The 22,763-nt window shown below is 66.8% G+C and carries 20 protein-coding genes; 10 read left to right on the top strand and 10 right to left on the bottom strand.

From position 1 onward, the window contains the following. The first annotated feature begins 63 nt into the window (after window positions 1–63). Both G6O54_RS29680 and vapC read left to right on the top strand, forming a co-directional pair. Window positions 64–258: a type II toxin-antitoxin system VapB family antitoxin gene (locus tag G6O54_RS29680; protein ID WP_165231844.1), complete on the top strand. Its 195-nt coding sequence runs from the start codon at window positions 64–66 to the stop codon at window positions 256–258. Then, window positions 255–650, top strand: coding sequence for a type II toxin-antitoxin system VapC family toxin (gene vapC / locus G6O54_RS29675; RefSeq protein ID WP_165231841.1), 396 nt, complete (start codon window positions 255–257; stop codon window positions 648–650). Before G6O54_RS29680 ends, vapC begins: the two co-directional genes overlap by 4 nt. Before the next feature lie 21 nt (window positions 651–671). Here vapC and G6O54_RS29670 read toward each other — a convergent pair whose 3' ends face one another. From G6O54_RS29670 to G6O54_RS29655, 4 genes are all read right to left on the bottom strand, one after another. Continuing rightward, complete coding sequence (locus tag G6O54_RS29670; RefSeq protein WP_165231838.1) at window positions 672–3,653, bottom strand: DUF5060 domain-containing protein; 2,982 nt, start codon at window positions 3,651–3,653, stop codon at window positions 672–674. Between the two features lie 125 nt (window positions 3,654–3,778). Then, window positions 3,779–4,240, bottom strand: a complete 462-nt coding sequence (locus tag G6O54_RS29665) for an SRPBCC family protein (protein WP_165231835.1) — start codon at window positions 4,238–4,240, stop codon at window positions 3,779–3,781. After that, window positions 4,233–4,562 (bottom strand): ArsR/SmtB family transcription factor, encoded by a 330-nt coding sequence (locus G6O54_RS29660; protein WP_165231832.1) that lies wholly within the window; start codon window positions 4,560–4,562, stop codon window positions 4,233–4,235. The genes G6O54_RS29665 and G6O54_RS29660 overlap by 8 nt, the downstream gene beginning before the upstream one ends. Window positions 4,563–4,636: 74 nt before the next feature. Further along, entirely contained in the window at window positions 4,637–5,377 is a 741-nt protein-coding gene (locus G6O54_RS29655) for a GNAT family N-acetyltransferase (protein ID WP_250847156.1), read from the bottom strand. Between the two features lie 93 nt (window positions 5,378–5,470). Between G6O54_RS29655 and G6O54_RS29650 the strand changes: the two genes are divergently transcribed. The 6 genes from G6O54_RS29650 (at window position 5,471) to G6O54_RS29625 (ending at window position 13,666) form a co-directional block, all read left to right on the top strand. Further along, complete coding sequence (locus G6O54_RS29650; RefSeq protein ID WP_165231830.1) at window positions 5,471–6,481, top strand: hypothetical protein; 1,011 nt, start codon at window positions 5,471–5,473, stop codon at window positions 6,479–6,481. 191 nt (window positions 6,482–6,672) lie between these two features. Next, window positions 6,673–7,263 (top strand): ECF-type sigma factor, encoded by a 591-nt coding sequence (locus tag G6O54_RS29645; RefSeq protein ID WP_165231827.1) that lies wholly within the window; start codon window positions 6,673–6,675, stop codon window positions 7,261–7,263. A gap of 87 nt (window positions 7,264–7,350) precedes the next feature. Next, window positions 7,351–10,785 carry a protein kinase domain-containing protein gene (locus tag G6O54_RS29640; protein ID WP_165231824.1) on the top strand — a complete coding sequence of 1,145 codons (3,435 nt, stop codon included), beginning with the start codon at window positions 7,351–7,353 and terminating at the stop codon, window positions 10,783–10,785. 162 nt (window positions 10,786–10,947) lie between these two features. Continuing rightward, on the top strand, window positions 10,948–11,739 hold the full coding sequence (locus G6O54_RS29635; RefSeq protein ID WP_165231821.1) for a dienelactone hydrolase family protein: 792 nt from the start codon (window positions 10,948–10,950) through the stop codon (window positions 11,737–11,739). Window positions 11,740–11,878: 139 nt separating this feature from the next. Then, window positions 11,879–12,298 (top strand): hypothetical protein, encoded by a 420-nt coding sequence (locus G6O54_RS29630; protein ID WP_165231818.1) that lies wholly within the window; start codon window positions 11,879–11,881, stop codon window positions 12,296–12,298. Between the two features lie 144 nt (window positions 12,299–12,442). Continuing rightward, window positions 12,443–13,666 (top strand): PDZ domain-containing protein, encoded by a 1,224-nt coding sequence (locus G6O54_RS29625; RefSeq protein ID WP_165231815.1) that lies wholly within the window; start codon window positions 12,443–12,445, stop codon window positions 13,664–13,666. A 10-nt stretch (window positions 13,667–13,676) separates the two neighbouring features. On the opposite strand, the gene G6O54_RS29620 is transcribed toward G6O54_RS29625, so the two are convergent. Continuing rightward, the gene (locus G6O54_RS29620; RefSeq protein ID WP_165231812.1) at window positions 13,677–14,486 is read right to left on the bottom strand and encodes an IS5 family transposase; all 810 of its coding nucleotides are present in this window, start codon (window positions 14,484–14,486) and stop codon (window positions 13,677–13,679) included. A 250-nt stretch (window positions 14,487–14,736) separates the two neighbouring features. Here G6O54_RS29620 and G6O54_RS29615 point away from each other — a divergent pair, with 250 nt between their 5' ends. Then, entirely contained in the window at window positions 14,737–15,897 is a 1,161-nt protein-coding gene (locus G6O54_RS29615; RefSeq protein ID WP_165231809.1) for a prenyltransferase/squalene oxidase repeat-containing protein, read from the top strand. 142 nt (window positions 15,898–16,039) lie between these two features. Here G6O54_RS29615 and G6O54_RS29610 read toward each other — a convergent pair whose 3' ends face one another. The 5 genes from G6O54_RS29610 to G6O54_RS29590 form a co-directional block, all read right to left on the bottom strand. Continuing rightward, window positions 16,040–16,546, bottom strand: a complete 507-nt coding sequence (locus G6O54_RS29610; protein WP_165231806.1) for a GNAT family N-acetyltransferase — start codon at window positions 16,544–16,546, stop codon at window positions 16,040–16,042. Then, on the bottom strand, window positions 16,543–17,106 hold the full coding sequence (locus G6O54_RS29605) for a pyridoxamine 5'-phosphate oxidase family protein (RefSeq protein WP_165231803.1): 564 nt from the start codon (window positions 17,104–17,106) through the stop codon (window positions 16,543–16,545). Before G6O54_RS29605 ends, G6O54_RS29610 begins: the two co-directional genes overlap by 4 nt. 113 nt (window positions 17,107–17,219) lie before the next feature. Then, on the bottom strand, window positions 17,220–17,789 hold the full coding sequence (locus G6O54_RS29600) for a Uma2 family endonuclease (RefSeq protein WP_165231800.1): 570 nt from the start codon (window positions 17,787–17,789) through the stop codon (window positions 17,220–17,222). Between the two features lie 95 nt (window positions 17,790–17,884). Then, on the bottom strand, window positions 17,885–19,462 hold the full coding sequence (locus G6O54_RS29595; RefSeq protein WP_165231797.1) for a hypothetical protein: 1,578 nt from the start codon (window positions 19,460–19,462) through the stop codon (window positions 17,885–17,887). 80 nt (window positions 19,463–19,542) lie between these two features. Beyond that, complete coding sequence (locus G6O54_RS29590; protein ID WP_165231794.1) at window positions 19,543–21,198, bottom strand: hypothetical protein; 1,656 nt, start codon at window positions 21,196–21,198, stop codon at window positions 19,543–19,545. Between the two features lie 238 nt (window positions 21,199–21,436). Here G6O54_RS29590 and lpxB point away from each other — a divergent pair, with 238 nt between their 5' ends. After that, the gene (lpxB, locus tag G6O54_RS29585; RefSeq protein ID WP_165231791.1) at window positions 21,437–22,705 is read left to right on the top strand and encodes a lipid-A-disaccharide synthase; all 1,269 of its coding nucleotides are present in this window, start codon (window positions 21,437–21,439) and stop codon (window positions 22,703–22,705) included. The last annotated feature ends 58 nt before the right edge of the window (window positions 22,706–22,763 follow it).

Genomic DNA, 22,763 nt, shown 5'->3' with positions numbered 1-22,763 from the left:
CTTACAGCTTCACACACTCGACCCCGGCTCCCACAATGTGTATTATCCAAACGGAGCTTACACATGCGCACGAACATCGTGATCGATGACACGCTCATGGCCGAGGCCCTCAAGGTCTCCGGTGTCCGCACCAAGCGAGAGGCCGTGGAGCTCGCCCTCAGGACCCTGGTACAACTCGGCAGACAGAAGGAGATCCGTCGCCTCCGCGGGAAGATTCCCTGGGAAGGTGATCTCGAGAGCATGAGGCGCGACTCATGATTCTGGTCGATTCCAGCGTCTGGATCGATTACCTCCGCGGGACGTCCACACTCCAGGTCCGGAAGCTGGATTCCCTTCTCGCCGTCGCTCCGCTCGCCATCGGTGACCTGATCTTAACCGAGGTCCTCCAGGGCTGCACGACGGGAAGGGGCTTCAACGAGGCCCGTCGAACGCTATCCATATTGCCACTCATCTCCCTCGGAGGCGCTGACGTTGCCGTCGCCGCGGCGAGGAACTTCCGGACCCTGCGCTCACTTGGCGTCACGGTTCGCAAGACGATCGACACCATCATCGCCACGCGCTGCATCCTGGATGATCTCGAGCTCTTGCACAACGACCGCGATTTCGACGCTTTCCAGAAGCACCTCGGCCTGCGGTGCGTGGTCTGCTGACTGGGCGTGATCCGAACGACCTCACCGGCTCGCCTTCACCGCCACGTCCTTCTGGAGCCTCGGCAGCTCGATCGGAAGCACGCCGCCGCTCGCGCGGACGGTCTCGCGCCGGGTGACCTCGCCGAGGAAGGTGTCCCACCATTCGAGGTGCCAGACGCCATCCGCCGCCGGCACGTTGACGCGGAGATGCTCCGCGGGCTCGATGATCTTGCCGTCGTGCTCGGACCGCCAGGTACTCGCCGTGTTGTGGAGCCAGAGGAGGACCTGCGAGTCGCTCCCCAGGCCCAGGGCATGCAGCGGCGGGGCCTGGATCGTCCGGTATCGAGGGAGCGTCAGGGAGCGGAGCTGGATCCAGTCCCCGTCCACGTTCGCGAGCGTCAGCTCGTGGCGGCCGGCGGGGACCTCGATGGCGATGTCCTCCGCATAGTCGGAAACCCATATGTTCCATTGCTTGTCGAACCGGGCCTTCTTCCAGGGGCCCTTCCCCTCGGGCCCGGCCTCGAGCGCCCGGTCGAGGACGACCGCGCCGTCGACCGAAGCCCGGAGCCGCGCACGCGTGCAGACGTCGCCGAGGCGGACGAGCACCTTGCCGGCCTCGGGCATGTCCAGGTGCCACGTCAGCGTCGTGAACAGCTCGTGCGGGTTGCCCCGCGACGGGCCGCCGATCGTCATCGCCACGGGCTCGCCCCGGACGGTCCCGTCGCGGAGGACCGTGTAGGAATTCGACGAGGACTTGCCCCACTCGACCGTCGCCGGGATGGTCAGGTCGTCGTGCCGCTCCGGGGGCTGGCGAGTGTACTCCACCTTGAGGCCGTCGATCGGCCGGAAGGCCGTGGTGGGCCAGCTCACCGAGTCCGTGAACTTCCGCAGCGGGGTGAGCACGTGATAGAGGTTGGCGGGGTGGACGTAGCTGTCCCAGTACCAGAGCATGGCCGTCCCCGCGCCGCCGGACATGACGCCGGCCCAGGCGCCGTTGTGCATGTTCAGGCCGGTCCGGGTCGCGTCCCACTTCTCGTCGCCGGTCTGCCAGTCGATGCCGAACTCGGCCAGGATGTACGGCTTGTCGAAGCCGAGATGGGCACGCGTCTCGCGCTCGATCATCCGGGTGAAGTCGGCGATGTCGCCGGCCTTGCCGTACATATGAGCCATCGAGAAATCGACGTCGGGCAGCTTCCAGGTGGGGGCCGTCCCGTAGGTGTTGCTGACGAGGTGCTTGTAGGGGTCGTGCTGCTTCAGGTATGCGGCCATCTCGGCCGTCCAGGCGACCTCCGCGGGGGACTCGGGGATCTCGTTCCAGAACTCCCAGGCGAAGAGGGTCGGCTCGGCGGCCCAGCGGGCGATCAGGTAGCGGAGCCTGCGCTTGTAGAGCCGCTTCGCCTCGGGGTTGGTCCAGAAGTCCTCCGGGCGGGCGCACGGGCCGCCGTTCTTCGCGTTGTAGGGGTTGCTGACCCACATCCCCTCGTTGAAGTAGCCGCCGTCGCGGAACTCGCCGTAGGTGCCCAGGCAGAACATCAGCCGGACGCCGTTCTCGCGGGCGAGCCGGGTCACCTCGTCGAGCTGCCAGGCGTTGCCCAGCTCGTAGCGGCCGAGGCCCTCGTAGGATCCGCTGCCGGCCTTCGGCGTCGGCGCGGGGGTCCATTCGAGCCCCTTCTCGTTGTTCGACAGCCAGAGCCGCGCCCAGTTCCCTCCGGCGCCTCCGAGCGCCTTGAACCAGGCGGCGTACATCGCCAGCGGAGCCCGCCCCCACGACCAGCAAACGTTCTCGCCCACGGCGAAGTAGGGCGTGCCGTCGTCGAACGCGAAGTAATGTGGGTTCGACTTCGCCACCCGGATGAAGCCGTGCGAGGCCCCCTTCTCCGCCTTCAGCTCCACGGGCGCCGAGCGGACGGTCCCGCCCCGGCCCTTGACGACGAGCGCGATCCGGTGCGTCCCGACCATCGCCGGCGCGTACCGGACGCGAAAGCCCGGCGGGCCGTCCCGGACGATCCGCTCGCGGCTCGACCGCGACTCCGATCGCATCGGCGCGAAGAAGAACCCGGGGACGACGAGCTTCGATCCGTCCGGTGCCGAGACCTCGGCATCGACGGCGATCTGCTCCGGATCGAACGGGTTGTCGTACGTCGCGGCGACGTCCGCGACCAGGTCGACCGCCGTGAATGTCGACACGACGTCGCGATCGAGCTTCAAGGATCGGATCGCCAGCGGCCGGTCGTCGGCCTGCCCGAGCCGGGCGAGCTCGCCCTCCGCGCCGGCCTTCGAATCCGCCAGGAGGCGTTCGGCGGAGGTTTCTCGCACGATGATGCCGAAGCGGATGGGCTTGCCCGCCTCGAGCGTGCCGCCCCCCGCGATCAGGAGGAGCCCGAAGGCCGGCGTGTTCCACTTCCGGTTGTCCTGGAGCTGGATCCGGACGCCCCGCGTCTCGATCCGCAGCGCGGACCCGCCCGGGTCCCCGAACCCGATCCACTCCGCCTCGTCGGTCCCCGCGAGGACGTGGTTGTCCGTGGGCGACGCTGCCGGCAGGGTTCCGCGGGCCGGCGAATCGCCCGCGACGTAGAACTGCGTCTTCCCGGCATGCGCCGGAACGGGGAGACTCCCTTCGAGCAGGACGGCTTCGGTCTTCAGGGCTCGAGTCGGCGTGATCTCATAATCAATCGCCACGCCGTCGTTTGCCTTCTTCACGGCCTGTCGGAATCGCACGGGCATACCGGCAACATCCCAGGTCGCCGCGTAGTGCGTCGTGTCCCCCTTCGTCTCGACCCGCACGCCATCCGCGGAGCCGCCGCCCTGCTCGGCCAGCTTCCCGTCCCAGCCCGGCTTGATGAGGGCGACGCCAAGGTTCTCGAGGTAGGTCGTCCGCCCGGCGCCGAGCCGAACGACCTCCCCACGCGGCCCGAATTCCGAAGCGACCTGGGCGCGGGCCACCGTCGCGAGCGAGGCGATCGAGAGGGCCACCAACGAGAAGGACGTCCTGGCACGCGATCCCGACCGGCAGACGATCCTCATGACGAGCATCCTGATTCATGGCGTCGAGCCGAGTCGAGTCGATCAGACGGCGAGCGATCCCGGCGGCCCGGCATCCTTGCAGGCTAAACCCGGCGTCCGAAGATCTCAAGGAGTGCAGCGCCCCGTCATAGGCCCTCCGGCCAGGTCCTCGTCTCCTCCAGGGCCTCTCCCGTCTCCAGCAGGCTCTTGAGGCTGGACAGGATCGCCGGCCAGCCGCTCGAGACCATGCCGATCAGCTTGGACTCGGGCCGGTCCATCTCGTGGATCACGGTGAGCTTGACCCGTTCCCCCTTCGGCTCGAGCTCGTAGGTCAGCCGCGAGAATCCCTCCGCATGGGCCTCGGGGAAGAGCTCGCTCCGCCACGAGATCACGAGCCGCCGATGATCCTCGATCACGAGGACCTCGCCGCGGTCGGCGACCCGGCCGTCCGGCGCGACGATCTTCCAGGACGACCCCGGCTTCCAGTCCGACTCCTGCACGGTCTCGACCCAGTACTTGCGGGTGAACTCCGGATCGATGAGCGCCCGCCAGAGTTTCTCCGGCGTCGTCCGGATGTACGTGACGTAGACGAATCGCGACTCAGCCATCGTTCTCCCCCTCCAGCCTTTCCTTCAGGTCCGCGAGCGCGCGAAGCCGCCCCTGCTCGAACTTCCCGATCCAGCGATCGGCGATCTCCTGGATCGGCACCGCATTGAGGTAATGCCGCTTCTCCCGGCCCCGCCGGATCGGGACCACCAGGTCCGCCCCCTCCAGCACCTTCAGGTGCTTCGTCACCGCCTGGCGCGTCATCCCCATCCGCTCGCAGAGCTGCCCGAGCGTCTGCCCGTTCTCCGCATGCAGACGATCCAGCAGCTCGCGACGGCCCCGATCCGCGAGCGCCCGGAAGACCCTGTCTTCATCCACTTCCATCGCCCCATTATGCAACCAAACGGTTGCATGTCAAGCAAGCCGCCGCGGGCCGATTTCCGCCGGGGCCCGGTCGATCAGGGGGCCTCTCGCCTCAGCCTGGCCAGGGGGAGGTCGCGACGCCAGGCGAAGCCGGCCTTCTCGTAGGCGGCCCGGGCGCCGGCGTTCCCGGCGTCGACGTGGAGGAACGGGGTGAGGCCCTGGTGGAGGATCTGGTCGACGAGACGAGCGAGGAGGCGGCCGGCGAGGCCCCGGCCGCGGAAGTCCGGGTGCGTGCAGACGCCGCTGATCTCGCGGAAGGTCCCCGGCCACATCCGGGTCCCCGCCATGGCGATCAGGGCTCCCTCGTGGCGGAATCCGAGGTAGCTCCCCAGCTCGTGGGTCCTCGGGCGGAAGTAGGCCGGGTAGACGAGGCCCGTGAGCGCGAGCATGTCGGGCACGTCCTCCGGCCCGAGCGCGAGGGCTTCCGCGTCCAGTTCGGTGTCCTTTCGATCCCCGTCGAAGACCAACTGGGAGACGGCCCCCCTCGATTCCATCGTCCAGCCGGCAGGATCGTCGGGTATCAGGCCGACCATGGTCAGTCGCTCGCCCGGCTCCGCCAGACGGGCCATCGCCGCGAGGCTCGACGGGCCGATTTCGGGTATGCCGAGGAACGGGGCCACCTCAGGGGGGAACCTCCGCGCCAGACCGTCGCCGACGGCGAAACCGGCATGGTTCGTCGTGAGTGAGCTCCAGATCGGATTGTCGAGCATCGCGTGCGCGTCCTCCAGGATCCGGTTCGTGTCCGGTCGCCGCCTGGATCGTCGATAAGGTCTCAAGGGCTGGACCGGCCTCCTCGTGGCGAGGCCCTGAGGTTGTACCGCAACGGTCCGGTCGTCGACACCTCGTACAGGTTCGCAGGAGTCGGGATCATGTCCCATCCCCAAGCGGTCTCGCGGACGGAAAAGCTCCAGGCGGCCAGGCAGTTCATCCGGGATGCTCCGCTCCCCGCCATGGCGTTCGCGCTCGCCGCTCGCGACCTGTCGTGGACCCAGGCCCGCGACTTCGTCTTCGGCCTGGCCGCCCAGAACTACTTCCAGCTCGACGACTCGGTGCTGGACCAGTTCACGGCCGCTCGCGACGCCGACGGCAAGGTCGTGGTGACGCCCCCGGCCGAGCCCCCCGCCGGCAGCGGGTCGAGCGCCGCGCACACGGGCATGTTCTCGATCCGGCCGGACATCATCAGCGGGCTTCAGGTGCTGTATATCAGCAAGTTCACGGCCGCGTCGGACATCGCCGGCACGGTGCGACGAGGGGTGCTGCGGAACCTCGACCCGCGGTTCCTCGTCCTGCTGGCGTGGCTCTGCGAGATGCTACGCACCCGCTGGGGCGCGACCACGCTCTACGACCTGGGCTTCGGCGGGGACGAGAACCACAGCGGCAACAACGCCCACCACTGGGGCCGCGCCTTCGACCTCGCGGGCGTGGGGGGCGAGGTCGGCTGGGGGCGATACGACATCACGGTCCTGAAGCACTGGGGCAAGCAGCCGGTGACGATGCCCGCGGACTTCGGCCCGATCAACCCGGCCACCCGCGAGCACCGGTACAAGAAGGGCCAGCGCTATCCCCAGTGGCCGGACGGGTTCGAGCAGACGGACTACCGGATCGCGCTCCCCGACGACCCCGACGCCTTCATGAAGCGCACCCTGGAGATGCCGGCGCAGGTCGATTACGCCTCCCGCGTCTTCGCGGACATCTACCAGACCGCCGCCATCGAGGGCAAGGACACCGCCAGCCCCCAGGCCCGCCCCACCTCGATCGGCAAGGAGAGTCGCTTCATCATCCACCCCGACCATCCCAACACCGGCCTGCGGACGCATCACCGCGATCACTTCCACATCCAGGTCGGGCCCACGGAACACGCGGGGTTCTGGAGGAGCTGAACGGACCGGGCCGCGATCGAGGCCGTTGGCGCCGGCCGGGTGCCTTGCTATCGTTCTTCTCAGGACGGCAAGCACGTCCCCACCCGGCCGGCGACCGGATCCCGTTCGTCGCCGGCCGGCCGGATCCTGAGCACAAGAACCGCGAGTTCACCTCCGGTACGACGCTCCTCAGCCTCTCGGAGGATGGCCTCATGAGCGATGCCGCGCAGGCCGTTCCCATGAGCGGGACGATCGAGAAGCAGACGGCCGGGCGGCTCCTCGCGCTGGTCTATGACGAGCTCCGGCTGCTCGCCTCGCGGAAGCTGGCCGGGGAGAAGGCCGGGCAGACGCTCCAGGCCACCGCGCTGGTCCACGAGGCCTTCCTGCGGCTGGCCGGCGAGGGGGACGCCCCCAGTTGGGACGGCCGGGGCCACTTCTACGCCGCGGCGGCCGAGGCGATGCGGCGGATCCTCATCGAGAACGCCCGCCGCAAGGGGGCGGAGAAGCACGGCGGCGGCCGGACGCGGATCGAGCTCGACTTCGACCTCGGCGCGACCGATCGGCCCTTCGGCGGATCTCTCGACGAGCTCCTGGACCTGGACGACGCCCTCAGGGCGCTGGCCGCCGAGGACCCGGACGCGGCCCGGGTCGCGGAGCTGAGAGTCTTCGCGGGGCTCTCGGTCGAACGGGCCGCGGAGATCATCGGGATCTCCCGCGCCGGTGCCTACCAGCAGTGGACCTACGCCCGAGCCTGGCTCAACGCCCGACTCCGCGACGAGGGGCCCGCGGATCGTCGCGGATAGCCTCTCCGCGATTTCGTGGACATTCCCGCGGCGGATTTCGCATGGCTCAACAGCGAGCTATCCGAGGACCGCACCGTGAGCGCGGAAATGGCCCGAGCCAAGTCGATATTCCTGGAAGCCGTCGAGCGGTGCGAGCCCCACGAGTGGCCGCGGTTCCTCGACGATGCCTGCGGAGATGACGGGGCCCTCCGTGCCCAGGTCGAATCCCTGCTGGACTCCCACAAGTTGCCCGCGGGCCTGCTCGACGTCCTGGGCCGGACCTGGGGAGACACGCCCCCCCTGCCTGCCCCGGCCGATACGCCGGCGGCCCTCGGCTCGATGATCGGCCCGTACCGGCTTCGGGAGGTGATCGGCGAGGGGGGCATGGGCGTCGTCTACATGGCGGAGCAGCAGTCGCCCGTCCGCCGGATGGTCGCGCTCAAGGTCATCAAGCCGGGGCTGGATACCCGCCGCGTGATCGCCCGGTTCGAGGCCGAGCGGCAGGCCCTGGCCTTGATGGACCATCCCGGTATCGCCCGCGTCCTGGACGCCGGCACGACGGAGCTGGGCCGCCCCTACTTCGTGATGGAGCTCGTCCGGGGCGTCCCGATCACGGAGTATTGCGACCGCCACAACCTGCCGGTCCGCGACCGGCTGGAGCTGTTCGAGCGCGTCTGCCGGGCCGTCCAGCACGCCCACCAGAAGGGGATCATCCACCGCGACCTGAAGCCGACGAACGTCCTGATCGCCACCACCGACGGCGTCCCCGAACCGAAGGTCATCGACTTCGGCATCGCCAAGGCGATGGGGGACCAGGCGCTGACCGACAAGACCCTGTTCACCGGCTTCGTTCAGGTCATGGGCACCCCCGCCTACATGAGCCCGGAGCAGGCCGAATGGAGCGGTCCCGACGTCGACACGCGTTCCGACGTCTACTCCCTGGGCGTCCTCCTCTACGAGCTCCTGACCGGCACGGCCCCGTTCGAGCCCGCGACCCTCCGCTCCGCCGGGTTCGACGAGGTCCGCCGGATCCTCCGCGAGGACGACCCGCCCACCCCCAGCCGCCGCCTCCAGACCCTGGGCCGATCGACGTCGGGACAGGACTCGCAGCTCGCCGCGATCGCGGCCCGTCGCGACGCCGACCCGCGCAAGCTCTGTCGGTCCATCCGCGGCGATCTCGACTGGGCCGTGATGAAGGCCCTGGAGAAGGACCGCCGCAGCCGCTACGAATCCGCCAGCGCCTTCGCCTCGGACATCCGCCACTATCTCGAGAGCCGCCCCCTCGCCGCCGGACCGCCGTCGATCTGGTATCGGAGCCGGAAGTTCGCCCGCCGACATCACGCCGCACTCGTCGGAGTGACGGTCCTCCTCATGCTCCTGTCGCTTGCGGCCGCCAGCCTCTGGCAGGCTTCTCGGACCCGTCGCGCGGAGGAGCTACTCACGCGAAAGCAGGATGAGGTCATCCGACGTCGCGACCGGCAGGTCCGCCTCGTCCAGTACGCCGCCGATATCCGTCGCGCCGCATTCCTGAGCAGGTCCGGGCAGACGGTGATGGCCCGCGAACTCCTCGATCGACTTACAGCCGCTTCCGGAGAGGAGGATCTCCGCGGTTTCGAGTGGTACTACCTCCGGAACCTCCTGGATGCGGGCATCGCGAGCTGGATCGCTCATGGCGGACGCGACGTCTATCACGTCGAGTATTCCCCCGACGGCAAGTCCATCGCCACCGCCGGCGCCGATGGCAGGGTACGGATCTGGGACGCGGAGACGCACGAACTTCGTCGCGTTCTCCATGCCCACGAGGGTGACACCAACGATGTCCGATTCTCTCCGGAAGGTCGCCGGCTGGTGACGACCGGGGACGACATGGTCATTCGCGTCTGGGATGCCCAGTCGGGTCGGCGCCTCGGAATCATCGCAAACCACCTCGGGGAAGAAGTCGGCGCGGCCTTCACCCCGGATGGCCGACACATCATCGGCATGAATCGGGACAGCCTGCTTGTGCGAAGGAACGCAGCGGATCCTTCTGTCTCGGAGGGATGCTGGTCCCAGTTCCAGAAAACTCTGGTTGCTGAGTCCATGGCCATTTCGCCCGATGGGAAGATCCTGGCCCAAAGCGCTCGCCTCAAGGGGAGCGTGGTCGCGGGACGCGTGATGCTCTACGATCTCACCGATCCCGGGATGAGGTTCTCAAGAGCTATTGAAGTGAACGGCCAGGGCCTCTGCCTCGCATTCTCCCCCGACGGCCGAATGCTGGCGGTTACGGGCAGCGACCACACTCACGCTCTCATCTATGACACGACCACCTGGCAAGTCATCGAAACACTGGAAGGACCGGGAAAGCGTGCGAACACTCTGTCGTTCTCCCCTGATGGAAAGACCCTCGCTATCGATTTCAGTCAAGCGGTCCAGCTCTGGGACCTGCCGAGCCACGGTAGTCGAGAGTTACTCCATGGACACACCGACCGGATCTGGAGCGTGACCTTCTCGCCCGACGGCCACCGCCTGGCATCGTCGAGTTCCGACGGTACAGTCCGAATCTGGGATACGCAAAGACGAATGAACTATCCCGTCTTCCGTTGGCAGGGCCAGGGAAACTTGGGTAGTTGTAGTTCCATCGTCTTCTCTGAAAATGGAAGCCGAATCCTCGTTTCAACCAGCGCCGGCGCTGTGATGGCATGGGATCCGATCACGGGTTCGTCGAACGTCCTCCGACGCAAGTTGAACCCATCATCCTACTTAAGGTCATTTCTGGCCCCTCACGGGCTCCATCTGGCGATATCGTGTCGGGAGAAGGCCGAAGATCGAGCTTGCCAGCAGCTTGCCATTCACGACATGACCGGAGAGCGATCGCCATTTGTCAGCGACAAGGGGATGGTCGAACTGGCGAGATGGTCGCCCGACGGATCCCGCATCGCCGCCTTCGATCAATCGTGTCGTGTCCACATCTGGGACCTGGCAGGGCATGAAATCGCCGCGACCAACTTCGGGGGCGAGCAACCCTATGGAGCCGTGGCATTCACGGCCCTCGACGAGGTCATCTCCGTCCGCAATTCACTTGCCTCCACCACTGGACCGGCCCAGTTGGTCACCTGGAACATCACGAAGGGGCAACTGACTCGAACGGACTTTGCGACGTTTCCACGGGACTATTCAGATACCCTGCTCGTTTCGCCGGACGGTCGAATGATCGCCAGCGCCGAACATGCGATGGTCTGGGATTATCCTTCCTTGGAGTTGAGGTTCCACCTCATCGGTCATCGAGGACTCATAGAGGACCTGGTCTTCTCGCCGGATGGCCGCACCATCGCCACGGCAAGCCGCGACCACACCGTTCGACTGTGGAACGCGGAATCCGGCCAGGAACTTCTCACCCTGGAGGGCCATTCGGGGCCGGTCAACTTCCTGGATTTCTCGCCCGACGGTCGTACCCTGGCCTCCTGCGGTAACGGGCCGGAGGGCGATGTCGAGGTCATCGCCTGGCACGCCGGCCCACGCCCGAGGGGCGACCCGAGCGCACGGCATGAAACCACATCGCCCTGAGCCTTTTGAGATCCAGCAGAGACGCAGTGCCGGCTGAGTCGCCCTGAAGTGGCCACCTCAGGAGGCGGACGATCGGGGTGCGCGCCGAGATGATGCGAACGACGCGCCAACGCGAGATGGCTTCGGAACCAAAATGTTCGTTTCATCATGAGGACTCGAGACATGCCGCGAGGGGTGACCCATCGACTTCCGATTCGCCTCGAGGAGATGGAGCCTCGCACCCTGACCACGATGGTCTTCCTGCTCAATGGCAACGCCTATGCGGCGGCGCCCCCCAACGCCCTGACGGCCGGCGCCGCGGCCGACCTGGCGCGACGGGGATTCACCCCGATACAGGTCTCCTATCCGGACATGAACGGGATCGGTCCCTTCGTTCGGCTGGCCAACTCGCTCGTCCGGGCCAGCAAGGGCCAACCGATCGGTCTCGTCGGCTTCAGCGCAGGGGGAACGCTCGCGATGCGGCTGGCGAGTTACCCGGGCCTGAACGTGTCCAGCGTGCTGAGCTTCTACGGCCCTCCCGACCTATCCGCCTGGCTGAACGACCACCGGGGCGACGCGGCCTTCAGGCTCGTGTCTCGAAACACCGATTCGAACCCCGCCTTCATCAACTCCATGAGCGGCCCGAGCGAGACCACGACCCACATCGTCGCCGCCTTCGGCACCATCGACCACACCGTCCACGCCGCCGCCGGCGCCCGGAGCCTTACCGACGACTTCCCGCACGCCACCATCTACACCTACAACGGCCCCCACGGCGTCCCCATCCGCGCCCAGCCGGCAGCCTATGCCGACTTCCTCAATCACCTGCCGCCAACGATTCGCCGCTCTCGGCCACAAGGTCGAATCAGTCATTCTTCTATTATCTTCTTATGCTGTCTTCATGCGTTTACTCTAAGGCCTCTCCTCAAATCATTACAGGATGATGCCCAGCGAAACCCGAGAGTGGTGATGTGATGCAGGTACAACCGCCCAAGTCGGAGGCGATTCCCCGATAGTGCGTTCCTTCAAGATCGGGCCCCGGAACACGGGGGCCAGCCGGCGGCCTCGCTCGGTCCGCCGCGCTTGTGAGTGGAGAGCTTTGGAGAGGTCGACAATGAAACGACTGGCAATTCTCGCGATTCCGGTCCTGGGTCTGAGCCTTTGTTCGGTTGCTGAGGCTCAGAGCGTCACCTCGGTTCGCAAGGGCCAGACGAGGGGCGGCACAATAGTCTACGACGACTCCGCGCCCAAGAGCCTGGCCAACGGCTCCGCGGGCTCGAATCAGAGGCCCGGGATCGTCAACTCCGGGCCCAGGAGCCAAGCCAACGGCACTACTGCCTTTGATGCCCGACGGCAGCAGGCAGGCTCGAATCAGAGGCTCGGAGTCGTCAACCCCTACAGCAATGACTCTTCGTACCTCTACTACAACAATGGCGGAACCGCGACCCACTACTCGTACCAGGGCAACAGAGGCCGCGCCATGACGCAGGAACGCCTGAAAAACCTGAATCAGCGAAGGAGCCGTGGTCGCTGAGGACAGTCGATCCGCATCGCTCCGAGAGTTCAACCCACTCGGAGCGATCTCACCAGCTCATTGCAGGCCCCGAGCATCCACATGCAACCAAGTTTACTATTCCACGTCTTTGAGTCATTCAAGTCTTTCGCACAAGGAACCACAATGTTCTCGCTGAGAATCGCATGCCTGGCCGCAGCTGCAGCGGTCGCTCTCGAATCATGCAGCGCTCAAGCATTCCAAGATCCAGAACGATCAAACCTCCTGGGAGTACGGATTATTGTTGCGATCGATGCCAATTCCAATCTGACGGGCTTGGAAACTTCGGAGCACAGACTTGGACAATTCATTTCTATCTTGGAAAGGACAAAAGCAAGGATTCACACAACAACGATCGATCGTGAGAAGGTCAGCCCAGAAACCATTGTAAGCGCAATCCGCCAATGCACCGTCAACCAGAATGAATCGCTCATGTTTTATTACATTGGTCATGGGGCAACCGACCCCAACTACGGCCATTTTCTCAGCACCCACGGAGAAGGGCAAAGGAGAGATCTTCTCAGAAGCCGCCTCCGAGGTGAAATTGTTCGCAAGCGTGCGGGGTTGTCGATCATCGTATCCGACTGTTGCAGTAGCTCAGGAAGGGCACAGATAGCTGTGTCTCCCGCCCCTCAGGTCGATGGTGAACTTTTCCAGACTCTAGAGGATCTTTTCCTGAGAAGCCGTGGTGTAGTCGACATCACGGGTGCATCCTATTTCTCACAGGACGGGGCGGGAGAGTTTGGTTGGTTTCATCAACATTGGGGTGGGCTCTTCACGGCTGGATTTTGCGATGCGATGTGTGGAGGCCAAGTCATCAATAGACGCATCCTCGACAATAACCAGGACGGGGTTGTGGGATGGAACGAAATCTTTCCAGTTGTCGTCGAGAACACCCAACGGTATTTCACCCGATACAAGAGCGATGTTATAGACGGCAAAGTAGAAATGTCTCCGGACAGCGTCAGGAAGATTAGAGCACAGGATTCACAGACTCCACAAGCCTTCTCGCTAGGGAGCTCGGCCGCCCTTCTCTCGCCAAAGAGGAGCCGCTTTGGTGCCTGGCTCTCCGACAATTACGGATTTGGCGTCGTAATTCTTGCAATCACTCCAGGATCACCAGCAAGCCGAATCGATCGTCTGAATGGACGGGTCAATAATGATAATGAGAGATGGTCGTTCGTCCCAGGAGATCTCATTCTCGAAGCGAATGGACAACAAATCCATGAAATTCGCCAACTAGCATCAATTATAGATGGTTTGGAACCTGGTAGCCGTTTGAAACTGGTCGGACTCGATGCGGGATCGAGGTGGAGGGAAGCCTTCGTTGCAGAGGTCGCACTTCCATGACTAGAGCGTGTTATGAACCTGATTCCAGGAGGGGAGCGGCCTTGCGGAGCATGAGGAAGCTGAAGGCGATGAAATTCATGCCGGCGAGCACCTCGGGCAGCCGCTCATAGTCCTTCGCCAGGCGACGGAACCGCGCCATCCAGCCGAAGGACCGCTCCACGACCCAGCGCCTCAGCAGCAGCACGAATCCCCGCTTCGCCTCCGGCAGCTTCACGACCTCCAGGTGGATCCCATGATCGGCCGCAGCCGTCTCCGCCGCCTCGCCCGTGTAGCCCTGGTCGACGAACGCGACCTCGATCGACTCGCAGGTGGCCGCCTGCACCGCCTCGCAGAGCAGGCCGACCTGGGCCCGGTCCTGCTCGTTCGCCGGGGTGACGTTCAGCGCCAGCAGGTGGCCCAGCGTGTCGACGGCCATGTGGACCTTCGATCCCTTGGTCTTCTTGTACCCGTCGAAGCCGGCCCGGCCGCCGCTCTCGGGCGTGGAGCGGAGCGTCCGGCTGTCGAGGATCGCGGCCGATGGCTGGGCCTTGCGGCCCTGCCCCAGGCGGATCATCGCGCGGAGGTCCTGGACGATGGCCTCGAAGCAGCCAGCGGCCATCCAGCGCCGAGCCTGCTGATAGACCGCGGGCCAGGGCGGGAAGTCGGCGGGCAGGTAACGCCAGGGGGCGCCGCTGCGGGAGAGCCAACGGAGGCCGTCGAAGAGGTCGCGGAGGTCATGGACTCGCTGGGCGGCATCCTCGCGGACCAAGCAGAGGTACGGCAGCACGAACCGCCATTCGGCGTCGGAGACATCGCTGGGATAGGGTTTGTGGGTGATCATACCTATCCTACGTCTGCCACTGGACTAAAGTTCATAACACGGTCTAGCAAGAAGACTTGAAAGCGAAGCTCCGGTACAATCATCAGTCAGGGATTCCGACTTTCCCCTGAATGATTAAGTTCATCACGCCATGCGTGCTACACAGAGCCACAAGGAATAATTAAAGTCACTGGCTGAGATGCTCGATATGCCGCAAATGCCCAATCATCGCCTTCACCAAACATCTCGGGTGCGCGATAATCGGCTAGACGTGAAAGCGAACGTCTTAGGACCGGCAGTACTCGCGCAGACTTCCGCCGGCGTCGTCGTCGTGATCCTGGCGGCAAGCGTGGCAATCGCGAACGCCGACGAGCCGCGGAAGCCGTGGGATTCCGGCGCCGCCCTGACGTATCTTGATGGGCGAGCCGAGTGGTGGAGCAACTGGCCGGACGCGAGGCGGGGGCGAGGGACGGCCTGCGTCTCTTGCCATTCGTCGATGCCTTATGCGATCGCCATCCCGGCGATGACCAGGCTGCGAGGCAAGGCACCGGCCCCCGAGGCCCAGAAACGACTGCTAAGCGGCGTCCGCTCGCGAGTCGAGCACTGGGACCAGATCGTTTCGCCGGAAAAGGAAGGGGAGGATCCGTTCGTCCCGCTTTATGCCGGAGCCCGCCGGGAGTCGGCGCTCGACACCGAGGCCGTGCTCAACGCCCTGGTGCTGGTCGTCAACGACCCGAGGACAAACGGCAAGGTCGAAGCCCCGACGGGCCGGGCGCTGGACCTGATGTGGGGCAGGCAGCAGGCGTCCGGGAACTGGCGATGGCTCGAGTTCGGCCTCCGCCCCTGGGAGAACGAGGCCGAGTTCTTCGGCGCGGCGCTCGCGGCCGTCGCGGCGGGAACGGCCGGGGACGCCTACCCCAACGGCCGGCGGCCGGAGATCGAGGCGAAGACCACCGCCCTCCGAGGCTTCCTCAGGTCCCGGCTGGCGGCAAGCCCCCTGCTCCACCATCAGGCGCTCGCGTTGTGGGCGGGGAGCCACCTCGAGGGGACCTTCGCGGAGGACGAGAAGGGCCGGATGGTCACCGCCCTCCTCGAAGCCCAGCGGCCCGACGGGGGATGGAGTGCGAAGGATCTCGGCAAGCCCGTGTCCCAACCTCAGTCCGCCGGCTGGGAGATCCGCGGGGCCCATCCCGCCGGGTCCGTGAGCGACGCCTACGCGACCGGGCTCGTCGTCCTGGCCCTCCGCCGGTCCGGGCGACCGGTCACGGACGAACGTCTCGCCAGGGGGCTCGCCTGGCTCGCCACGAACCAGGCGGACGACGGCACCTGGCCGGTCGTCTACCTGAACCATCCCCAGGACCCGCAGGAAGACGTCGGCAAGTTCGTCCGGGATGCCGGCACGGCCTACGCGATCATGGCGCTCACGGAATGAAGATTGACTACCACGGATGACGAGGATAGCACGGATAGAAATCCATAGATCCATCAAAATACATTAAAGTATAATTTGTTTCTTTATGTGTTTATCTTCTTTATCCGTGTTATCCGTGTCATCCGTGGTAGTAAATCCTCGTTCAGGTCGGGTTGGAGAGGTCTCTTGCCATGAAGATCGCGTGCCCGGCGGGGTGGTCCCAGTAGGGGGTGGCGTCGGTGAAGCCGAGGCTCCGGTAGAGGGCGACGGCGCCGGCCATGTCGGGGATGGAGTCGAGGACCATCCGGCGGTAGCCCGCGCGTTCGGCGGCGGCGATCAGGGCGAGGACGAGGCGGCGGCCCAGGCCGGTGCCGCGAAAAGGCCTCGCGACGAACAGGCGTTTCATCTCGCAGACGCCGTCGCCCAGGTCGCGGAACGCCACGCAGCCGGCCGGAGCATCGCCATCGGAAGCCAGCAGCAGGCAGCCCGAGGGGCCGGCGTAGCGGCCGGGGAGGCCGGCGAGCTCCGACTCCAGGCCCTGGGCGGCGAAGACGGCGCCGCAGCAATGGTCGTACTCGGCGGTGAACGCGCGGATCAGCGTGCGGACGTCGCGGAGCCCGTCCTCGTCGCCGGCCTCGACGGTTCGGAGGGTGACGGCTTCCTCGCTCATCGAGCGGCCTCCTCCCTCGGGGCCAGGCCGGGGATGCCGTCGATGCTCGCGGCGTTGTTCTCGGAACGGTAAGCATCCAGCCCCGAATCGCCCTGGCGATTCGCCCAGTCGATGAGCTGCGACCGCTCCCCCTCGTACGCATAGCGCGGGATGGCGTAGCCGCAGGCGTCGGCGATGCGCTTGAGGTCCACGACGATGATGGTCCGGGCACCGGGATGCGCCGGGAAGAGGTCGATCAAACTGCTCCACTCGGCGTCGTTCCGCTCGATGGCCCGACCGACGCCGTAGAGTCGGACGATCCGCGGCCGTCCCTCGAACGCGCAAAACAAGAGGCTGATCCGACCGTTCTCTCGCAGGTGCGCGACGGTCTCGATGCCGCTCCCCGTGAGGTCGAGATACGCCACCCGGGTCGGCGACAGGATCCGGAATGAGTCCAGACCCTTGGGGGAGATGTTAAGGTGGCCGTCCAGGCTGCTTGGCGCCGTGCCGACGAAGAACAGGTGTTGGTTCTCGAGGAACTGCGCGAGGCTCGCGTCGATCTGATCGTATATCTTGCCCATGGTCGATACTCCTCGCCTGGTCGGGAAAACCACGACCGAATCGGCCGAATCCAGGACAACCGACGGACGCGGAAGGTTCGCGACGACCTTCGCGTCCCGTCGTGTCCGAGCCTCTATTTCCCGAAGATCTCGCCGACGGGGACCCGGAAGCCGGGCAGGTGCGGCTCGGCCGTCAGCTCCTCATCGCCGCTTATCAGGATTGGCCTGGCATCGGGGCGGTAAACCGTGACCGTGCGGAGCCGGGTGTTGACGATCCAGACGATTGCCACCCCGGTCTCCAGGTAGAGTTCGATCTTCTCGTCGATGTCCTCCTGCGTGTCCGATGGCGAGAGGATCTCGACGGCGAGGACGGGCGGACCCTCGAAGTAGGGCGAGGTCGGCTTGGCGGCCGCGACCTCGGGGGAGACATAGGCCACGTCGATCCCCACCGAGCTATCCGGATCTCGGCGCAAGACAAATCCGGCTTCCCCGGAGACGATCTCGCCACCGGGCTCCGATCGATCCCCCAGCCAGGCCCACAAGATCGAGGCGATCCGACTCTCCACGACGCTATGCCATCGATTCCGCCTTGTCATCTGTCTCTCCCGCAGCTCGCCGCGGATCAGCTCGCGATCCACGCCGTCTTCCGGGTACGCGAGGAGTTCCTCCAGCGTCCTCAGCCTGGGTCCGGCGATCGTGCTCACGGCCAGGTTCTCCCGATGGTTTCAAGGGCCCCTCGATCCGCGTCCCTCAGCGACCTTCCATCCTATCAGGAATCCGCGGTTCCGGGCCCACCCGGTCACCGGACGGAGCCGGCTCCGACGACGGAACCATCTCGGATCATGGCGGTGACCGGCGTTCGGGTCGCGGATGAAGGCGGCTCGAGGACGGCCAGGTAGTTCCAGCCGGGCTGGCGTACGTAGCCGGCGGCGAGGGCGGCGGCCAGCATCTCCTCGTTGCGGTTCTCCAGGACAATCAGCGGGAACTCGTGCCGTTCGAGCAGCCCGCGCAGGCCCGGGCCGCGGAGCAGCCCGCGCTCGGCGGCGGGGCGATGGAAGTAGACGTAGTCGTCGAAGATGGGGGCGGGGAACGTCGGGTTCAGCGCCAGCCCGGAGAGCGCCGGCTGGCAATAGACCAACCCGTCGGTCCGCTTCGCGAGCTCGCCCGCGCGGTCGACCTCGGCCGCCTGCCCGGGCTCGAGGGCGAGCCGAACACGCCCGAGCCGGCCGTCCCCCGCGCCGGCGATCCGGAGCAGGTCCATGCCCGCCCAGGCCGCCGCCATCAGGGCCAGGGCGGAGAGCGCCGGCCGGAGCCAACGCCGGGACGTCATCGCCGAGGCCGGCCCGGCCGCATCCCAGAGGAGGCGGACGCCCGCCATCACGAGCAGGCCGACGACGACCCAGAGCTCGAAGAAGTAGTTCGCCTCCGAACCCGTCCGGCACGACGTAACGAGGCCTCCCGCCAGCGTGGTCAGCCAGCAGGCGAGGAGCGTCGTCCGCTCGTCGGCCCTCAGCCAGCTTGCTCGCCTCAGGAACGGCAGGACGGCCGCCGAGGCCAGCAGCGGCAGCCCTCCCTTGACGCCGAGCTGGGCCGCCATGTGAGTCATGTTTCGAATCGAGAAAGATGAGAGCGACGTGGCCCAGAGGACGTTCGCCCGGTAGTCCGGCCCCAGCAGCGTCAGGCAGGCGGCGATGACCACGGCCGGGGGAATCACGAGCATCGCCGCGACCGCGAACCTCCGCTGCCAGAGCGCGGCCAGCACCATGCCGGCGGCGATCAGGACGGCCGACTGCTTGAACGACCAGGCGGCGGCGAGGCAGGCGCCGGCGATCGCCGCGGCCACGACCGGCCGCCGGCCGCCCAGGCCGAGCAGCACGACCAGGCCGATGCCGGCGAACGCCGCGGCCCCGATGTCCGGCCGTGTCGTCAGCGCCCACCAACCCACCAGCGGGCCGAAGCCGGTCGCGACGCCCGCGAGTGCCATCGACGTCCCGGCCCAGGCCGGCGACTCCATGCCTCCCCGGCGGTTCCATCCTCGAATTGCCAGCACGATCGAGGCCGCCAGGCCGACGAGCATCAGGCCGAGCGACACCAGCCGCATTGCGGGGACGACCGCGGCCGGATCATGCCGCCAGGGCCAGGTCGCCGCGGCGTAGACGGCATAGAATCCGGCGTTGTAGAGCGTCGTCGGGTAGAAGGGCGGATCGCGCGGATCCTGGTAGAGCGGCACCCCGCGCTGGAGCTTCATCGCGTTGTACATCGAGACCGGCTCGCCCCCCGACGTCGCCGCGTAGAGGCCCGCGGGGGAGAGGACCGAGCGCGTCCGCACGGCCAGCGTCGCGATCGCGGCGGCCGCCGTCGCCGCGCAGATCGCCATCAAGAGCACTCGAGTTCCGGTCAGGTGCCGATTCATGAGAATATCCGTCCCTTCCGTGGATTCCTGACGGTCGCGGCGGATCAACCCTGCCGGATCCGCGTCCAGACCTCGATCCCGCCGAACCGTGCCGCCGGCCGATAGCGTCGCCGCACGGCCTGCGCGAGCGACTCATACGGCTTCTCGAGGGGGTCGTGCCAGGCGGCTTCGCCGGGTGCCCAGACCACGACCGAGTCGTCGGCCTGCTCCAGGAACCCCACGAAATCCGCCTCGGTGTGGAACGAGTTGAGCCAGAGCCAGTCGAGCGACGGGGTATCGACCGGGAAGACCGGCAGGCGGGCCGTCGGGCCGCAGAGGGCCGGCGACCGCTCCCGCAGCAGGTTCGCGACCCGGGTCGTCGCCGCCGTGTTCGTCCGGAGGTATCCGAGGGTCTCCTGATAGTCGTGCCAGGGATAGGACAGCGTGACGCCCGGGGGCATCCTGTCGGGCGCGACGCCGGCCCGCAAGGCCCGGATCCCCTTGGCCGTCCAGTGGGGATACCAGTGGATCGTGGGGCCGGAGATCGCGGTCCCGGCGCCGGCCAGCAGCAGCATGAGGCAGACCATGGCGGAGGCGGGGATCTCCAGCGAACGGAGGGCGATCCCCGCGAGCAGGGCCACGTCCACCGCGAGGACCAGTCGGAGCGGATGCCGCAGGTAGAGGTGGTCGAACGGTGCGACGAGTCGGTACGCGAACGCCGCGACCGTGGCCAGCCCCCACGCGAGGATCAGCGGCCGATACCGCCGATCGGCCCGCTGCCAGGCGAGGACCAGCCCCAGATAGATCGCGAGGTTGCCGCAGGACAACTGCCCCATGGCATTCCGGAAGGTCGTCGAGACGCTCCGTCCGCCGTAATGCGACCGGGCCATGTCGAGCATCCGGAGGAAATCGCCGACGAGCCGGTCGGCGGCGAGCGGGACGAACAGCAAGGCGGCGAAGGCCGCGAAGGCGGCAAGCCACGCCGCCGAGGCCCGGATCCCCGGGGATCCGGCCCCGCGGGCGTCGCCCGGCCGGCCGGCGATGGCCACGAGGACCGCGGGGAGGAAGAGGATGGCGTAGGGACGGATGCAGAACCCGAGCGCCAGGAAGAGCGCGGCGACGGCTCCGGCCCGCCGCGTGGGCGATGCCTGGAGGCTCATCAAGGCCATCAGCGCGAAACACGCGGCGTGCCAGTCACGCTGGGCCACGTTCGTCCAGTCCAGGCTCAGGTAGTAGCCCAGGAAGGCGAGGAGGCCGAGCCACCCCGGGAGCGCCCGGCCCAGGACCCGACGCGACCACCAGACGATGGTCCCGCCGAAGCCCGCGAGGATGGTCGCGTCGAGGGCGTAGATCGGCCACGTCCTGGCCCAGCCGAACAGCTTGCCGAGTATCCAGAACTCGTAGATCTGCCCGGGGAAGTTATAGGCGAAGATGTCGCGGTACGGCCGCACTCCCGAATCCCACGAGTGGGCCAGCACGGCGTAGGCGTCCAGGTCCGACCACCAGGGCCAGGCCAGATAGAGGGGCAGCCAGACGGCGAACAGGAGCAAGCAGGTGCCGCCCGCGATGACCGAGAGCGGCGTCCCCAGCAGCCAGCCCGCGAACGCCTCCAGAGACAGCCCCCAGCCGCGGGACTTCTCCGAGTCTCCGGCCTCTCCAATCCGCAGGCCGGGCTGCAACCCCAGCTCCGTCAATCCGTGCAGGGGCGCGTTGGCTCGCATCGATCCCTCCCTGGTGGATGCGTCGAGATGCATGATCGTGCGCGAGGACCGGCCATGAGGCCTCCTCGCGGCCCCAGCAGTACCATCATGGGGCAATCGCGTCAAGCCGGACCGGAATCCACGGGTGAGGCGGTGAGGCGGGGGGATCGATTCGGCTTCCTCGATCGGCCGGCATCTGCTATCAAGCGGCGAGCATCATCGACGACCGTCCGATCACGCAGGGAAGCGAGAGCGGCGCATGAAGATCTTCGTCTCAGCGGGCGAGCCCAGCGGCGACCTCCACGGCGCCAATCTCATCGAGGCCTTGCGCGTGCGCCTCCCGGGGGCGACGTTCCTCGGCTATGGCGGGCCGAGGATGGCCGGCGCGGGGGCGACCTTGATCTACCCGCTCGTGAACCTGGCCGTGATGTGGTTCCTCCAGGTCTTCGCCAACATCGCCACGTTCGTCTGGCTGATCTTCCGCGCCGATCGGTGCTTCCGCGAGGATCGCCCCGACGCGGTGATCTTGATCGACTATCCCGGGCTCCACTGGTGGATCGCCCGGCGGGCGAAGGCGCGGGGGATCCCGGTCTTCTACTATGTCCCTCCTCAGCTCTGGGCCTGGGCCGGCTGGCGGGTGAAGAAGGTCCGCAAGTTCGTGGACATGGTGCTTTGCAGCCTGCCGTTCGAGCCCGACTGGTATCGCGAGCGGGGCGTCCCGAACGCCGAGTTCGTGGGCCACCCCTACTTCGACGAGCTGGACGAGCGCGAGCTCGACGAGGGCTTCCTGCGGGACTGGAGCGTGGAGGCCCGCGGCGGGCCGCTCGTGGCGATCCTCGCCGGATCGCGGACGCAGGAGGTGAAGCGGAACCTGCCGATCATGCTCCGCGCCGCCGCCAGGCTCGCCGTCGATCATCCGACCGCCCGGTTCGCCGTCGCGTCCCTCCACGAGCGGCACAAGGGGCTGGCCGAGCAGATCATCGAGGCGACCGGCCGCGAGGACGACGCCCCGAAGCTGCCCGCCATCGAGGTCCACGCCGGCCGCACGCCCGAGCTGATCCGCATGGCCGACGTCGCCTGGTCGGTCTCCGGGTCGGTCAGCCTGGAGCTGATGATGGAGGCCCTGCCGACGGTCATCCTCTACAAGCTCAACGCGATCGACCTGTTCATCGCCCGGCCGTTCATCAAGGCGAAGTTCATCACCCTGGTGAACCTGCTGGCCGACGCCGAGATCATGCCCGAATACCTCACCACCCGCGACGTCTCGGTCGAGCTGGCGGCCCACGCCCGGACCTGGCTCGACGACCCGATCGCGCGGGCGAGGGCCACCGCGAACCTCGCCGCCCTTCGCCTCCGCGTCGCCCGCCCGGGCGCCTCGCAGCGCGCCGCCGGCCGGATCGCCGACTGGCTCGAGTCTCGCCGGTCTGAGCCCCCCTCGCAGAGCCCCGCCTACCACGGCCCGCACCCCGCCGCGTCCCACGAGGGCCGGCCCGCCGGGCCAAGCTCCCGCCGAGATACCACCGCCTGAGGAGCTGAAGATTCATGCTACCGCCGATGCTCAGCGGCCCCAGTCGTCCAAGCGACCT

The organism is Aquisphaera insulae (assembly GCF_011064615.1).
Lineage (GTDB): Bacteria > Planctomycetota > Planctomycetia > Isosphaerales > Isosphaeraceae > Aquisphaera > Aquisphaera insulae.
This window is presented reverse-complemented; position numbering and strand designations above follow the sequence as displayed.

Coding starts and splice junctions, on each gene's coding strand:
- G6O54_RS29680 (WP_165231844.1), top strand. CDS start 64: ATGCGCACGAACATCGTGATCGATGACACGCTCATGGCCGAGGCCCTC.
- vapC (WP_165231841.1), top strand. CDS start 255: ATGATTCTGGTCGATTCCAGCGTCTGGATCGATTACCTCCGCGGGACG.
- G6O54_RS29670 (WP_165231838.1), bottom strand. CDS start 3,653: ATGAGGATCGTCTGCCGGTCGGGATCGCGTGCCAGGACGTCCTTCTCG.
- G6O54_RS29665 (WP_165231835.1), bottom strand. CDS start 4,240: ATGGCTGAGTCGCGATTCGTCTACGTCACGTACATCCGGACGACGCCG.
- G6O54_RS29660 (WP_165231832.1), bottom strand. CDS start 4,562: ATGGAAGTGGATGAAGACAGGGTCTTCCGGGCGCTCGCGGATCGGGGC.
- G6O54_RS29650 (WP_165231830.1), top strand. CDS start 5,471: ATGTCCCATCCCCAAGCGGTCTCGCGGACGGAAAAGCTCCAGGCGGCC.
- G6O54_RS29645 (WP_165231827.1), top strand. CDS start 6,673: ATGAGCGATGCCGCGCAGGCCGTTCCCATGAGCGGGACGATCGAGAAG.
- G6O54_RS29640 (WP_165231824.1), top strand. CDS start 7,351: ATGGCCCGAGCCAAGTCGATATTCCTGGAAGCCGTCGAGCGGTGCGAG.
- G6O54_RS29635 (WP_165231821.1), top strand. CDS start 10,948: ATGCCGCGAGGGGTGACCCATCGACTTCCGATTCGCCTCGAGGAGATG.
- G6O54_RS29630 (WP_165231818.1), top strand. CDS start 11,879: ATGAAACGACTGGCAATTCTCGCGATTCCGGTCCTGGGTCTGAGCCTT.
- G6O54_RS29625 (WP_165231815.1), top strand. CDS start 12,443: ATGTTCTCGCTGAGAATCGCATGCCTGGCCGCAGCTGCAGCGGTCGCT.
- G6O54_RS29620 (WP_165231812.1), bottom strand. CDS start 14,486: ATGATCACCCACAAACCCTATCCCAGCGATGTCTCCGACGCCGAATGG.
- G6O54_RS29610 (WP_165231806.1), bottom strand. CDS start 16,546: ATGAGCGAGGAAGCCGTCACCCTCCGAACCGTCGAGGCCGGCGACGAG.
- G6O54_RS29605 (WP_165231803.1), bottom strand. CDS start 17,106: ATGGGCAAGATATACGATCAGATCGACGCGAGCCTCGCGCAGTTCCTC.
- G6O54_RS29595 (WP_165231797.1), bottom strand. CDS start 19,462: ATGGCGATCTGCGCGGCGACGGCGGCCGCCGCGATCGCGACGCTGGCC.
- G6O54_RS29590 (WP_165231794.1), bottom strand. CDS start 21,198: ATGCGAGCCAACGCGCCCCTGCACGGATTGACGGAGCTGGGGTTGCAG.
- lpxB (WP_165231791.1), top strand. CDS start 21,437: ATGAAGATCTTCGTCTCAGCGGGCGAGCCCAGCGGCGACCTCCACGGC.